A 13,403-nucleotide genomic window follows, 5' to 3' on the forward strand; every position below is an offset into this window, starting at 1 on the left:
CCCACGGTCCGCAGTACGCAGGTTGCGGTCTGCACGTCGGGTCAGCGCATTGTCGCGTCGGCTCGCAGATCCATGTCCGTCTCGGTCGAGACCGTCACCTGCTCGCCGGACCTTGAGAACGCGTAAAGCGAGCCCTGGTGGCCCGGCATGGAAAAGGCGACGGAGTCATCGTCGGCGAGACCCATGACGATGCGCAGCGGATCGCCCCCGGTCTTCGGCGCGAAGGTGGCGGTGACCTCTAGGAGGTCGCCGTCGACCGGGACGTAGTAGACCACCATGTCAAGGTGTCCCGCGTGCAGGCTGCCGCCCTCGATCGGGCGTCCGATGGTGGCTTCCTCGGCAAAAGCGGGGGTCGCAAGAAACAGCGCGGCCAGGAGCGATGCGCTCAAGGTTTTGCGGATCATTTTCGTATCTCCTTTTTAGATTGCGTTCGAACTCTATATAGGCTATAGATTACGAACGCAATCTAAAAAAAGAGGTCGACAATGCGCGTAAGTCGCACTCGGGCCGCGAAAAACCGCGAAACCGTAATCAACGTGGCAAGCCGCCTTTTTCGGGAGCGCGGCTTTGACGGTATTGGCCTTAAGGATCTGATGAAGGGCGCCGGACTGACCCAAGGCGCGTTTTACAAGCAGTTCGCATCCAAGGACGACCTGGCGGCGCAGGCGTCCAGGCGGGCGATGGAGAGCGCCACCCGTCGATGGTCGGCCGCCACTGCGGCAAACCCTGATGATCCGCTTGGCGCGGTGATCGCGTTCTACCTCAGTATGGACCATCGCGGAGAAAAGATGGACGGCTGCCCGATCGTGGCGCTCGGCTCGGATGCCGCCAGACAGGGCATGGACGTGAAAGCGCCGTTCGAAGCCGGGATCAAGGAGCATCTCGAGATCCTCGGCCGTTTCGTTGTCGAGGCCAATGGCGGGGAGTTCGATGGCAAGGCCATGGCCATTCTCTCGACGATGGTCGGTGCGCTGATGTTATCGCGCGTTATCAACGATCCTGACCTCGCGCAGGCCTTTCTGGATGCGGCGGCCAATCAGGTTCGTGAATCAGCCGGCGCTTGAACGGCGTCGCGGCGCCGGCGGCGCGCCCAAACTGATAGGAAAATAGATGCGACGGATTGTTGTTACGGGCATGGGAGCGGTCACGCCCCTTGCTGCCGATGTTGAAACGTCCTGGTCGCGTCTCCTGGCCGGCCGCTCGGGCATCCGGAGGCTTCCCGACAATGTGGTGGGCGACCTGCCGGCGAAGGTCGGCGGGGTGGTGCCCTCCACAGAAGAAGATCCGGACGCTGGTTTCGATCCGGAAGCGGTCCTTCCGCTGAAGGATCAGCGCAAGGTAGACCGGTTCATTCTCTTTGCGCTGGCGGCGGCACAAGAGGCGCTCGCCCAAGCAAGATGGGCCCCCGCCTCGGAAGTGGATCGCTTGCGCACGGCCACGATCATCGCTTCGGGCGTCGGCGGGTTCCCGGCCATAACCGAGGCGGTGCGCACGGTCGACCGGCGCGGCGTCCGCCGTCTATCACCTTTTACGGTGCCGTCCTTCCTGGTGAACCTCGCGGCAGGCCACGTCTCGATCCGCTATGGCTTCAAAGGTCCGCTCGGTGCACCGGTGACGGCGTGCGCGGCCGGCATTCAGGCGATCGGCGATGCGGCTCGCCTAATCCGCGCCAATGAAGCCGATATTGCCGTGTGCGGCGGGACGGAAGCATGCATGAATCTTGTCAGCCTCGGTGGGTTTGCCGCGGCACGCTCTCTTTCGACCTCCTTTAATCACCGTCCTGATGAGGCCTCCCGACCGTTCGACAAGTCGCGGGACGGCTTCGTCATGGGCGAAGGAGCCGGCATGCTGGTCATCGAGGAATTGAGCCACGCGCTGGCGCGCGGCGCAAGACCGCTGGCCGAGCTTGTCGGCTACGGCACGACGGCGGATGCTCATCACGTCACCTCCGGTCCCGAGGACGGCGACGGTGCGCGCCGGGCCATGGAGATCGCAATCGCCCAAGCAGGGATTTCGCCCCGCGAGGTTCGTCATCTCAATGCCCATGCGACCTCCACGCCGGTAGGCGATCTGGGTGAGATCGAAGCGATCAAGAGCGTGTTCGGGCGCGATTTCGCGATAGCCGTCAGTGCAACGAAATCGGCGACCGGACACCTGCTCGGAGCCGCCGGCGGGCTCGGAGCAATCTTCGCAATCCTGGCGCTCAGGGATCAGATGGCACCGCCGACCCTCAATCTGAGCGCTCCCGATCCGGCCGGCGACGGGATCGACTTCGTCGCAAACCGGGCCCGGCCGATGGCGTTGGGCTATGCAATCTCCAATGGCTTCGGCTTCGGAGGCGTTAATGCCAGCGCGCTGTTCCGGCGCTGGACGGATGATCTGGCCGGCGCGAGTACCGGAGGCGCTCATGATTGACGCCTTTCGCTCCGACCTTTCGTGCTTCTCCCACGCCAATCCAAAACGAAGAAAGAAGTGACCTCCATGAACAAGACCAATCTGGGCGTCGCCCTGGTGACCGGGGCATCCAGCGGCATCGGGCACACGACGGCCAAAGCCCTGCAGAACGCGGGCTTTCGCGTGTTCGGAACCAGCCGTCGCGCGGTCGCCGACCGATCCGACGGCGTTACCATGCTGGCCTGCGACGTGACCGATGACACGTCCGTGGCGAAACTTGTCCAGGACGTGCTGGCCGAGACCGGGCGCATCGACCTGCTCGTCAACAATGCCGGCGTTGGCCTGCTTGGTGGCGCGGAGGAGTCCTCGATGGCCCAGGCCAAGTCGCTATTTGACGTGAACGTCTTTGGCGTTATGCGAGTAACCAAAGCGGTGTTGCCGACAATGCGCCGTCAAGGCAAGGGCAGAATCGTCAATTTGAGCTCGGTGCAGGGGTTCATTCCAGCTCCCTATTTCGCGCTTTATTCGTCGACCAAGCATGCCGTTGAGGGCTATTCCGAATCGCTCGACCACGAACTGCGTACTTTCGGAATTCGCGTCGTGTTGGTGGAGCCCGCCTATACCCGCACCTCATTTGAAGAAAATCTCGCCAGGCCGGATCAGTTGCTTGATATCTATGACTCCGCGCGCGCTGGCATGAATGCAGCTGTGCGGAAAGCGATGGAAAAAGGCGATGCGCCCGAAGTGGTGGCCAGGACCGTTTTGGCGGCTGCGATCGATCCCGCTCCCAAGAGGCGCTATGCGGCTGGAAAAATGGCGCGCCAGGTTAGTTTCCTGCGCCGTTTCGTCCCCGCATCCGCTTTCGACAAGAGCCTGCGAAAGCAGAACGGCCTGCCGGTCTGAGGTCGACAACAATGATATTCCTGTTTCGCTCGAACCCGTGCGCGAGCGCGTTCCAGGAGTTCACATTTTTCGGCACTGGCACAGCCGGACGCGCATCTTCGATGCGCCAGCGTCCGCGACTGAGCCCTGCGGTCGTTGGCGTTAGATTAGCGCCATGTTATATTGCGGCGCGAAAGAGCGGGGGCCACGTTCTTTTCACACCCGTAAGCGATCCGTATGTGCGACCCCTGCAGACTGGTCGGTATCACGGAAACTCCCGCGCATGGGGTTCGGGATTCGAGGGGGACAAGGGGTAATGCTTTACACGCTCGTTATGATGGTCTGCCTGACGGATGTGCCGCAGACCTGTGAACAACGCGAACAGATGGTGGACGGCCTGGCGATGAATCCCGGGACCGCCTTCATGCAGGCGCAATCGCTGGTAGCCCAGTGGATCGAGACGCATCCCGGTTATTTCGTTCAGCGCTGGCGCGTGCTGCCCGGCCGTGGATCGTGATATCCGCCGCAAAGATCGAATGAGGTCCTACTTCTTCGCGGCGAGCGTTTCCGAGACGACCTTGGACAATTGATAGAGCCGCTGCTCGATTATCGTCGGCACTTCACAGACGTAAGTCAGTGATTGGACGCGTTCATTGAAAATTCGCGTTGCGAATTTCAGCTGTTCGGTTCGCCGATCGATCTCTTCGGGATCTGCATCCGGCTTTGCCCGCAACGCATCGACATCGGACGCTTCCTTGCGCAACGCGGCGGCCATTTCGAGTTGCTTGTGGGCGTAACGGGAAATGCCGGAGATCACCTGCGAGCGCTCGGCGTCCATGTGATCGAACATGCCTTGCACCAGCATCGCCATTTTGGGTGCAAGTTGCTCGGCCGGCAAGGAGGAGGCGAAATCCTTGATCTTCTTTTGAGCTTCCGCAATCGGCATCCGGCGAGCTGCCAGCTCCTCGACCAGGGCGGAGATGGTGGGGTCCTTCGACCAGTCCTTCGCCGCTGAAGGAAGGTCCGGTCCGCTCCAGATCTGGCCGAGCGAGAGTTGCGGCACCTTGCGCTGTATGCAGGGCCAGTCTGGATCGGGGTTGGCTGCCATGGCGTCGACGCCCGGCGCGAGCATGGCAACCAGAGCCAGTCCGCGAACAAGGCTCATTCGTGCCATCAGGCATTTCCTCCCGTGTCCTGTTTGCGGGTCATCAGGCCGCGCGAAGGGTCGTAGGCGATGATGGCGGCGGCAAGGAACAGCAGCGTGCAGCCGGCAACGACGCCCAGCGACAGCCACTCAACCTGGCCGTAGAAGGCGAAGCGGATCAGTTCGACAGCGTAAGTAAACGGATTGGCGAGGCAGATTTTGTAGAGCAGGGGGCTAGCCTCCTGGATACGCCACAAGGGATAGAGTGCCGGAGAAGCGAAATAGCCGGGAAAGATGACGAAGTTCATGATGCCGGCGAAGTTTTCGAGCTGCTTGATCATCGAGGACAAAAGCATGCCGAGCGCGCACAGCATCATGCCTGACAGGAACAGCGCCGGCAGTACTGTGAGATAGCCGAGCGGCGGCGCCTTGACGCCCCAGAACCAAGCAACGATCAGGAACGCGTAAACCTGCGCGATCGACACGGCGACACCGGCGAGCATCTTCGAGATCAGTAAAAACCAACGCGGGAAGGGGCTGACCAGCAGGGTGCGCATGTTGCCCATTTCGCGGTCATAGACCATCGACAGCGAAGACTGCATGCCCGAAAACAGCAGAATCATGCCGCACAGGCCCGGCGTGATGTAGACCTCGTAGAGCACGTAGGTCTTGTAGGGCGGGATGATCGATACACCGAGCACCTGCCGGAATCCGGCGGCAAAAATGAACAGCCAGACGAGCGGCCGAACCAGCGAGGATATGAAGCGCTCGCGTTGGTGCAGGAAGCGCAGGCACTCCCGCACGACGATCCCTTTGAGGCAAATGAGGTAGTGGCGGAGCCCAAATTGTTCGAACTTCACCGGCGTGAGGGCGGCGACTTTTGCGGGCATTGCGGGAGCGCTCATGGCGCCATCTCCGCGATGCCGCTTGTTTCGATGCGGTTGAGCCTGGAAAAGGCGTCGCGGATCGAACTGGCACCGCTCGTCGCAACGACATCGGCCACCTTACCCTTGGCAACCAGGTCGCCCTGCCGCAGCACGACGACATGGTCGCCGGCTTCGACCTCATCGATCAGATGCGTCGCCCACAGCACGCCGATGCCCTCGGTTTCGACGAGCTTGCGGATGGTGGCCAAAATGCCCGCACGCGACTGGATGTCGAGACCGACCGTCGCCTCGTCGAGCAAAAGCAGGGAAGGGCGGTGGAGCAGCGCCCGCGCGATCTCGATGCGCCGCATTTGGCCGCCGGAAAGACTGCGTGCCTTGTCATGCTGACGGCCCTGCATGTTGACTATGTCCAGCAGCGCGGCAATGCGCTGCCGGGCTTGGTGTCCGCCAATGCCATGCAGCGAGGCGTGGTAGGAGAGGTTCTGGTGGACGCTGAGGTCGAGGTCGAGCGTGCGTGCCTGGAACACGATGCCGACACGTCTGAGCGCTTCGCCCGAAGCGCGGCTGACATCATGGCCGAAGATGCGGATCGATCCGCGGCGAGTGCCGTAAAGATGGCTGATCAGTGAGAACAAAGTTGTCTTGCCGGCGCCGTTGAGGCCGAGCAGAACGGTGAAAGTTCCCGGCGCGATCGAGAATGAGACGTCGTGGAGCGCCCGCTTCGGACCATAGGAATGGCTGATACCGGCAAGATCGAGCGCCGCCACCTCCTCTCCAGGTCCGCCTGTCCTCACATGTTGCATGCCGCTGGCTCCTTCGGGGCGCGCTGGTTATCTAGTGCACTTGCAGCATCCCCGCGGCAAATATTCATCATGCCGGCCTCCCTGATAATCGCTGCGGTCTAACGGGGCGATATGGCCACGCCCCAAGGCTGCTGGCCCACCGTGACCGATTGAACCGGCTCGTCGGTCGCCGTGTCGATGAAGGTGATGTCGTTGGAATTGCCGTTGGTGGTGATCAGCGTCTTCTGATCGGGGGTGAAGTCGAGATGCCAGACGCGCTGGCCGACCAGGATGTATCTTTCCACCTCGTAGGTTTCGGTATTGATAACGGCGACGTGGTTGGCTGGGCCGAGCGCGACATAGGCCTTCTTGCCGTCGGCGCTGATTGCGATGCCGACCGGCTGGATGGTTTCGGGCCGCAGTCCCGCAATCGCGAACTGGATCTTCTTCACCACCTCGCGTTTGAGACTGTCGATGACGCTGACGGTGCCGCCGATTTCGGCACTGACCCAGATCTGTGATCCGTCGGGCTTGAATTGCGCAAAGCGTGGACGCGTGTCGACCAGGACATTGTCGGTCACCTCATGGCTGTCGGTATCGATGAAATGCGCCATGCTGGTGGTTTCGGAGGTGTTGACCATGGTTTTGCCATCGGGACTGACGGCCATGCCTTCAGGCTCCACCCCAACGGGAATCTCGGTCATGACCTGCTTGCTCTCGATGTTGATCGCGGTGACGAGATTGTCGTCCTCGTTGGCGACGTAGAGCGTCTTGCCGTCGGGCGAAAGAACGAACAGTTCGGGATCGGGGCCCGATGGCAGCGTGCCAACGATCTGCAGCGTCGCGGTATCGATGATTTCGATCGTATCGTCATCGCTGGCGCACAAATAGATGAACTTGCCGTCATGCGAGATGGTGATACCGCGCGGCCTCTGGCCGACTTCGACGGTCTTCACCACTTGCATCGTCGCCGTGTCGACGACCGTTATCGTATTGTCTTTCTCGTTGGAGACATAAACGGTGTAAGCCCACGCCGGATTGGCCATGAAGCCGATTGCGAGAATGGCGAGTGCGCAAGCTCGTCTCTGCACGAAAATTCCTCCCGATTGGTTCTACTTAAGGACGCATTTCGTTTCCGGCTGATCGACGCCGAGCGTATCGAGCTCGGAGATTTGGTGGAGATAACCCTCCTGTGGCGATGTCGAGACCACCGATTCGGTGTCGCCGAGCAGGATTGGCTGGCGAAGCTGATGGTTCCACTTGCGGAAGGTCAGCTTCTGTCCCTTGAAGGCAGCGACCGAGAAATCGTCCGAGCGGATGTAGTCGCTGATCTTCTTCGGATCGTCGCCATTGGTCCGCGTGCTGGCTTCGCCCACCGCCCGCACCGCCGTCCAGGCCGACATATCCTTGGACAGCATTCGCCGGCCGGTCGTCCTCAGGAAACGGCTCTGCATTTGAATGCCACCCCATTGCTCGCTCGCGGGATGCCAGGACGATGCGACAAGACCGGCCGTGCCAGCGACCAGCCGCGGTGTCCAGGTGCGGTAGGGCACATAGGTTCCGAACACCTCGCTCTCATCGGCGACAAGCACCACGTCATGCTCCGGCAGATCCTGCGTGAACACGGAAATCTGCTGCTGTATCTGCGTAGCGCCGGTGTCGGTGCGGCGCGCCGTGCCAGTGTCTTTGAATTCCTTCTCGGCGACGATCTGACCGCCGAAGCGAGCCGCCGCGCGGCGCAGCGCGGCCGCATAGAGATGATCCCGCTCATGCGAACCGTAGAGCAGCACCCAATTCGGCCATTTCTTTACTACGAGATACTGCGCCAGCGCGTCGGCCAGCATGCTTCGCGTCGGCGCCACATGGAAAATGTTTATGCGGCAGTCTTCCTCGCGCAGGCTGTCGTCAGTGGCACCGACATTGAAGACCAGAACGCCCTTGTCGCGGGCGATGTCGGCGATCGACAGCAATTGCCTGGCCGAGAGGTCCGCGACAACATAGCGGTCACCTTTGGCAATCAGATCGTTGAACGCCTGAACCGCGTCGGCGTCCGGCTTGACCTCGGCTATGTCGAGGCTGAATTTCTGGCTGAGGAACTTTCCTGTCGTATTGTTGTCGCCGATCGCCACATTGGCGCCGGCAACACCTTCGTCGCGTGGCGGCAGGTCCAGCAGCGAAAGCGCCAGTTGCGGCGCGTAGGCCCGCAAATAGCCTATTCTGATTTCGGTTATCTTTCTTTCCGGCCTGTGGGTTGCGACCGGTTGCTTGCCCGTCGCTTCCTGGACCATCACGTCCGCAACGTTGGCGGTCTGGAAAAAAAAGCACAAAAAGGCCGCGAGAGTGCCTGGCACCGCGCTCGTCATCGATAAAACTGCCCATTCTTGCACTAAAGTCCGATTGTTCCCGGACCAGCGCGAATTCAAGGTGCCCACAATGAGCTTAGCGGACCCCACAAGATTTATCAAAGCCTGCAAGTGGACTTACGTGTCTGCTTTAGTCCTATGGCTTTTTGCGGAGATACGGCGGTGAATGAGCGTGTTGCGGTCTTCGACTCCGAGATCATCCGCAGCAATGCCGGAATGTGAAACTCTATGGGTTGTCTTGGGAGGATTGCCTGATGAAAACGCGCGCCGCTGTCGCCGTTGCCGCCGGAAAGCCGCTGGAGATCATGGAGGTCGACCTCGAAGGTCCCCGTGATGGCGAGGTGCTGGTCGAGATCAAGGCAACCGGCATCTGCCACACCGACGAGTTCACGCTGTCGGGCGCCGACCCGGAAGGCCTGTTTCCGGCGATCCTTGGCCATGAGGGCGCCGGCATCGTCGTCGACGTCGGCAAGGGCGTCACCTCGGTCAAGAAGGGCGACCATGTCATCCCGCTTTACACGCCGGAATGCCGGCAGTGCCCGTCCTGCCTGTCGCGCAAGACCAACCTGTGCACCGCGATCCGCGCCACGCAGGGACAGGGCTTGATGCCCGACGGCACCTCGCGCTTCTCGATCGGCAAGGACAAGCTGTTCCACTATATGGGCTGCTCGACCTTCTCCAATTTCACCGTGCTGCCCGAGATCGCGGTGGCCAAGGTCAATGCCGACGCCCCGTTCGACAAGATCTGCTACATCGGCTGCGGCGTCACCACCGGCATCGGTGCTGTGATCAACACGGCCAAGGTCGAGCAAGGCGCGACGGCCGTCGTCTTCGGCCTCGGCGGCATCGGCCTCAACGTCATCCAGGGATTGCGCCTGGCCGGCGCCGACATGATCATCGGCGTCGATCTGAACAACGACAAGAAGGAATGGGGCGAGAAATTCGGCATGACGCATTTCGTCAATCCGAAGGAGATCGACGGCGATATCGTGGCTCATCTCGTCAACATGACCAAGCGCGGCGCCGACCAGATCGGCGGCGCCGACTACACGTTCGACTGCACCGGCAACACCAAAGTCATGCGGCAGGCGCTTGAATCGTCCCACCGCGGCTGGGGCAAGTCGGTCATCATCGGCGTTGCCGGCGCCGGCCAGGAGATCTCGACGCGGCCGTTCCAGCTGGTCACCGGGCGCACCTGGATGGGCACCGCCTTCGGCGGCGCGCGCGGCCGCACCGACGTGCCGAAGATCGTCGACTGGTACATGGCCGGCAAGATCGAGATCGATCCGATGATCACCCACACACTGAAGCTCGAGGACATCAACAAGGGTTTTGACCTGATGCATGAAGGCAAGTCGATCAGGAGCGTGGTGGTTTACTGACGAGGAGAAAGCCGCCGGCTAGCCAGCCAGAGGCCGAAAAATGCAGATGTTCAACAAGGGAGGAAACAAAAATGCCGGAAAAACTGCATCCTAAGATCGACAATGGACTGCCCAGGCAAAAGGCCGATTTTGCCGGCGGGACGCTGGTCTGCGCCTGCACCAGCAACCCGGTCAAGGTGAAGGTCAAGGGCCAGATCGCCCACAACCATGCCTGCGGCTGCACCAAATGCTGGAAGCCGGAAGGCGCATTGTTCTCGGTCGTCGCAGTTGCCGGTACGGGCGACGTGACGGTGACCGAAAACGGCGACAAGCTGAAGATCGTCGATCCGGGCGCGCTGATCCTGCGCCATGCCTGCACCGGCTGCGGCGTTCATATGCACGGCCCGGTCGAGCGCGACCACGCTTTCAAGGGGCTGTCGTTCATCCATCCGGAACGCTTCCAGGAAGACGGCTGGTCGCCGCCGGGCTTCACCGCCTTTGTCTCGTCGATCATCGAATCGGGTGTCGATCCGAGCCGCATGGACGGTATAAGGTCACAGCTGAAGTCGATCGGGCTCGAACCCTACGATTGCCTCAATCCCGGCCTGATGGATTTTATCGCCACCTGGACCGCGAAGAAGTCGGGCGCGTTGCCGGCCTAGTAGCCGCTCGACTATCATCGATCGAGCCGGGCGACGCCGCCCGGCACGATCATGTGCACGTGCGGATGGTGGGTCATCGCGGAGCCCATGTGTGGAGGACGGCCGTGATGCCGATACGGACGCCGAGAGCGTAGGCCTCGAGGCCCTAGTTTGCAGGTATTGCCCTATTTCAATCGCCTCGATTGCGCCGAGGTGCCCAAGCGCGCTCAGCTGATACGAGTTCTCACCATTGAGATCTCCCTTGTTCTGTCCCATCTGCCCAACATCATCACCCCAGGCTTCGACATCCGGGCGCTAATGCCGCCCTGTGGAGCAGAAGAAGCTGGTGGTGCTCACGAGCGCGCGAGCGATTCACACAAGCATTGGCCTCCGCCCCGGCGGGCTGCACGAAGATCTGCCACGGCTTTTGGTCGAGGACATGGGCAATTGGATCCGCCCCATCCTATTCGCCGAGAGATACACACTTGAAGATCGGGCCCAACTAGACTAAGTTTTATAGACTAAGTCACGAGGCCCGCAATGCGCACCGTCAATATCCACGAGGCCAAGACGCATCTGTCTCGTCTTATCGACAGGGCGGCCAAGGGCGAATCTTTCATTATCGCCAAATCCGGCAAGCCGATGGTCAAGGTCGTTGCCATAGACGCACCTGCGGCCGGCGAAATGCGTCGCTTGGGGTTTATGGCCGGGCAGTTTTCAGTTCCGGACGATTTTGATCGCATGGCCGATGAGGAAATCGAGAAGCTGTTTGGCGGCGACGCATGAAACTTCTGCTCGATACCCATCTTCTGCTCTGGGCGGCGGGCGAGCCCGGAAAGCTCCCGCCCGCCGCCCTTGCTGAGATCGAGAATGTCGACAACCACCTGACCTTCAGCGCTGCAAGTCTCTGGGAGATTGCCATCAAATGCAGTTTGGGCCGCTCTGACTTTAGGGTCGATGCGCGTCTTTTACGTCGGGGCCTGATAGACAATGGCTATCATGAGCTGCCAATCACCGGCGAGCATGCCATTGCGGTGGAGGGGCTTCCACCCATCCACAAGGACCCCTTCGATCGGATCCTGATTGCTCAATCGATTGTGGAAGGCATTACATTGCTGACCGTCGACGATCTGGTCGCGCAGTATCCTGGGCCTGTCCGTCGTCTCTGATGGAGGTGACCCGAGCCCTCGGTGGGCTAGGCGGTTGAAGTCAGCTATCGCTTCAGACCACCCATGAACGCCTTTACTCGAGCAGAGTCGACTTGGTTCCACCAGACGCCGTCGTGCTTCAGCGCGCTGGCGATGATGACCCCGTCGACAATGGCGAGGATATCCTTGGCGTTGTCCGCCGTGACACCGCTTCCGACCAGCGTCGGCAGGCCGGCGGCCTGCTTGATCATGCTTATGTAGCCCAAATCCGCGGCGTGGCCGGTGCGCTGGCCGGTGGCGATGATGGCGTCGGCGTCGAAGAAGACCAGGTCCTTGACCAGTTCCTCGACCGGGCGATCGGCGACGATGGCATGTGCGCCGTGCTTGACATGCGCGTCGGCGAAAATGCGGATGCCGTTGGCGCGCAGCCTGGCGCGGTAGCGCGCCGCGCGGCCCGACTCGCCTTCGACAAAACCCTCATTGGCGACATAGGCGTTCGCCCATTGATTGACGCGGACGAAACCGGCGCCGGCAGCGCTGGCGATCGCCAAGGCCGGGATCGCGGCATTGGCCAGCACATTGATGCCGATCGGCCTGCCGAGCTCGCGGCGGATGCGGTCGGAGACGACCGCCATATAGGCCGCCGTCTCCGGCCCGATATCGTCAGGCTTGGCGAAGGGGATGTCGCCATGGTTCTCGACGATGACGCCGTCGCAGCCGCCGTCGAGATAGGCTTTGGCGTCATCGAGCCCGCGCTGGTAGATCACTTCCACGGCCTCGCCGCCATAGCGCGGCGCGCCGGGCAGCGGCGCCAGGTGAACGACGCCGATCACCACCTTGGTGCGGCCGAAAAGGTGTAGAAGCGCGTCGCCGCCGGATTGGCCGATCTGGGTCATGAGAGCTCCATTTGATCGATGAGCGCCGCCATCTCGGAGGCGGAAGGACAGGATGCCAGCGTGCCCGGCCGTGTCACGGCAATTGCGGCGGCCGCGAGCGCAAGCTCCAGCGCCGAGGTGACCGGCATGCCCCGCGCAAGCCCGCCGGCGAGGCAGCCGCAGAACACATCGCCGGCGCCGCTGGTGTCGAGCGCCTCGATCTGCGGCGCCGGCAAACGAAGCGGCTTTTCATGACCCGGGCCAAGCACGAGACAGCCTGCGGCACCGAGCGTGATGACGACGGTGCCTGCGCCTTTGGCTACCAGCGCGCCGGCTGCTGCTGTCATATCATCGCGGCCGGTCAGGGTTTTCGCCTCGGATTGGTTGACCACCAAAACCTCCGCCAAGCCGAGATCGGGCAGCGAAATCGCATCGATCGGGCTGGCGTTGAGAACGGTGCGCGCGCCGTTTTCCCTTGCTGCCCCGAGGCAGGCATTGGTCACGGCAGCCCGCAAATTTCCCTGGCAGACGAGGATGTCGCCGGGCGCGATCCAGCGGACAAGTGCTGTCTGCGCAACCGGATCGAAGGCTTCGCTGCAGGCGACGCCGCTGACGATGAAATTCTCTCCGCCTTTATCGACGACGATGGTCGAGCGGTCGCTCGGCAGCTCGAATTCGCTCACCTTAAGATCGGACAGCTCGCTGTCGAGGCGGCTCCTGATCCATGCGCCAGCGGGGTCCTTGCCGAGCGCCGTCCAGAACGTCACCTCTGCACCAGTCCGTGCTGCTGCCACCGCCTGGTTGGCGCCCTTGCCGCCGAGCCCGTCGGCATAGCTCACAGCATTCAAAGTCTCGCCCGCAGCAGGAAAGCGGCCGACGCGAAACACGGTATCGACGCAGGCATTGCCGACGACGTGGACATGCAT

At 61.7% G+C, this 13,403-nt stretch carries 16 protein-coding genes and 1 pseudogene; 8 read left to right on the plus strand and 9 right to left on the minus strand.

The genetic code is table 11. The features are described 5' to 3' along the window. Positions 1–41: 41 nt before the first annotated feature. Complete coding sequence (locus NKI95_RS19065; protein WP_352718844.1) at positions 42–404, minus strand: hypothetical protein; 363 nt, start codon at positions 402–404, stop codon at positions 42–44. An 81-nt stretch (positions 405–485) separates the two neighbouring features. Here NKI95_RS19065 and NKI95_RS19070 point away from each other — a divergent pair, with 81 nt between their 5' ends. The 4 genes from NKI95_RS19070 to NKI95_RS19085 all read left to right on the plus strand — a co-directional run bounded on the left by NKI95_RS19070 (position 486) and on the right by NKI95_RS19085 (position 3,793). After that, positions 486–1,064 (plus strand): TetR/AcrR family transcriptional regulator, encoded by a 579-nt coding sequence (locus NKI95_RS19070; RefSeq protein ID WP_352718845.1) that lies wholly within the window; start codon positions 486–488, stop codon positions 1,062–1,064. 46 nt (positions 1,065–1,110) lie between these two features. Then, positions 1,111–2,415, plus strand: a complete 1,305-nt coding sequence (fabF, locus tag NKI95_RS19075; protein ID WP_352718846.1) for a beta-ketoacyl-ACP synthase II — start codon at positions 1,111–1,113, stop codon at positions 2,413–2,415. Between the two features lie 66 nt (positions 2,416–2,481). After that, positions 2,482–3,297 (plus strand): oxidoreductase, encoded by an 816-nt coding sequence (locus NKI95_RS19080; protein ID WP_352718847.1) that lies wholly within the window; start codon positions 2,482–2,484, stop codon positions 3,295–3,297. Positions 3,298–3,592: 295 nt separating this feature from the next. Continuing rightward, entirely contained in the window at positions 3,593–3,793 is a 201-nt protein-coding gene (locus NKI95_RS19085) for a hypothetical protein (protein WP_023678847.1), read from the plus strand. A 27-nt stretch (positions 3,794–3,820) separates the two neighbouring features. On the opposite strand, the gene NKI95_RS19090 is transcribed toward NKI95_RS19085, so the two are convergent. From NKI95_RS19090 to NKI95_RS19110, 5 genes are all read right to left on the minus strand, one after another. Further along, positions 3,821–4,450, minus strand: coding sequence for a hypothetical protein (locus tag NKI95_RS19090; protein WP_352718848.1), 630 nt, complete (start codon positions 4,448–4,450; stop codon positions 3,821–3,823). Continuing rightward, positions 4,450–5,310 carry a lanthanide ABC transporter permease protein PedC gene (locus tag NKI95_RS19095; RefSeq protein ID WP_292655027.1) on the minus strand — a complete coding sequence of 287 codons (861 nt, stop codon included), beginning with the start codon at positions 5,308–5,310 and terminating at the stop codon, positions 4,450–4,452. Before NKI95_RS19095 ends, NKI95_RS19090 begins: the two co-directional genes overlap by 1 nt. Positions 5,311–5,321: 11 nt before the next feature. Then, positions 5,322–6,110, minus strand: coding sequence for a lanthanide ABC transporter ATP-binding protein PedB/LutE (locus tag NKI95_RS19100; RefSeq protein ID WP_352718849.1), 789 nt, complete (start codon positions 6,108–6,110; stop codon positions 5,322–5,324). Positions 6,111–6,208: 98 nt separating this feature from the next. After that, positions 6,209–7,180 (minus strand): YVTN family beta-propeller repeat protein, encoded by a 972-nt coding sequence (locus tag NKI95_RS19105; RefSeq protein ID WP_352718850.1) that lies wholly within the window; start codon positions 7,178–7,180, stop codon positions 6,209–6,211. 21 nt (positions 7,181–7,201) lie between these two features. Next, positions 7,202–8,377 (minus strand): lanthanide ABC transporter ABC transporter substrate-binding protein PedA1, encoded by a 1,176-nt coding sequence (locus NKI95_RS19110; protein ID WP_352718851.1) that lies wholly within the window; start codon positions 8,375–8,377, stop codon positions 7,202–7,204. A gap of 329 nt (positions 8,378–8,706) precedes the next feature. On the opposite strand from NKI95_RS19110, the gene NKI95_RS19115 reads away from it, so the two are divergent. Both NKI95_RS19115 and gfa read left to right on the plus strand, forming a co-directional pair. Then, on the plus strand, positions 8,707–9,834 hold the full coding sequence (locus NKI95_RS19115) for an S-(hydroxymethyl)glutathione dehydrogenase/class III alcohol dehydrogenase (RefSeq protein ID WP_352718852.1): 1,128 nt from the start codon (positions 8,707–8,709) through the stop codon (positions 9,832–9,834). Between the two features lie 71 nt (positions 9,835–9,905). Further along, positions 9,906–10,475, plus strand: a complete 570-nt coding sequence (gene gfa, locus NKI95_RS19120) for an S-(hydroxymethyl)glutathione synthase (RefSeq protein WP_352718853.1) — start codon at positions 9,906–9,908, stop codon at positions 10,473–10,475. 35 nt (positions 10,476–10,510) lie between these two features. Here gfa and NKI95_RS19125 read toward each other — a convergent pair. Next, positions 10,511–10,602: pseudogene (locus NKI95_RS19125) on the minus strand (transposase); the annotation flags it as partial. 392 nt (positions 10,603–10,994) lie between these two features. Here NKI95_RS19125 and NKI95_RS19130 point away from each other — a divergent pair. Both NKI95_RS19130 and NKI95_RS19135 read left to right on the plus strand, forming a co-directional pair. Beyond that, a complete protein-coding gene (locus tag NKI95_RS19130) occupies positions 10,995–11,240 on the plus strand; it encodes a type II toxin-antitoxin system Phd/YefM family antitoxin (protein WP_352718854.1) in 246 nt (81 codons plus the stop codon). Then, entirely contained in the window at positions 11,237–11,623 is a 387-nt protein-coding gene (locus tag NKI95_RS19135) for a type II toxin-antitoxin system VapC family toxin (RefSeq protein ID WP_352718855.1), read from the plus strand. Before NKI95_RS19130 ends, NKI95_RS19135 begins: the two co-directional genes overlap by 4 nt. 44 nt (positions 11,624–11,667) lie before the next feature. Here NKI95_RS19135 and NKI95_RS19140 read toward each other — a convergent pair whose 3' ends face one another. Together NKI95_RS19140 and NKI95_RS19145 are read right to left on the minus strand one after the other, a co-directional pair. Next, positions 11,668–12,498: a BtpA/SgcQ family protein gene (locus NKI95_RS19140; protein ID WP_352718856.1), complete on the minus strand. Its 831-nt coding sequence runs from the start codon at positions 12,496–12,498 to the stop codon at positions 11,668–11,670. Then, positions 12,495–13,403 carry a ribokinase gene (locus NKI95_RS19145; protein ID WP_352718857.1) on the minus strand — a complete coding sequence of 303 codons (909 nt, stop codon included), beginning with the start codon at positions 13,401–13,403 and terminating at the stop codon, positions 12,495–12,497. The genes NKI95_RS19140 and NKI95_RS19145 overlap by 4 nt, the downstream gene beginning before the upstream one ends.

This window comes from Mesorhizobium sp. M0306, from assembly GCF_040321655.1.
Lineage (GTDB): Bacteria > Pseudomonadota > Alphaproteobacteria > Rhizobiales > Rhizobiaceae > Mesorhizobium.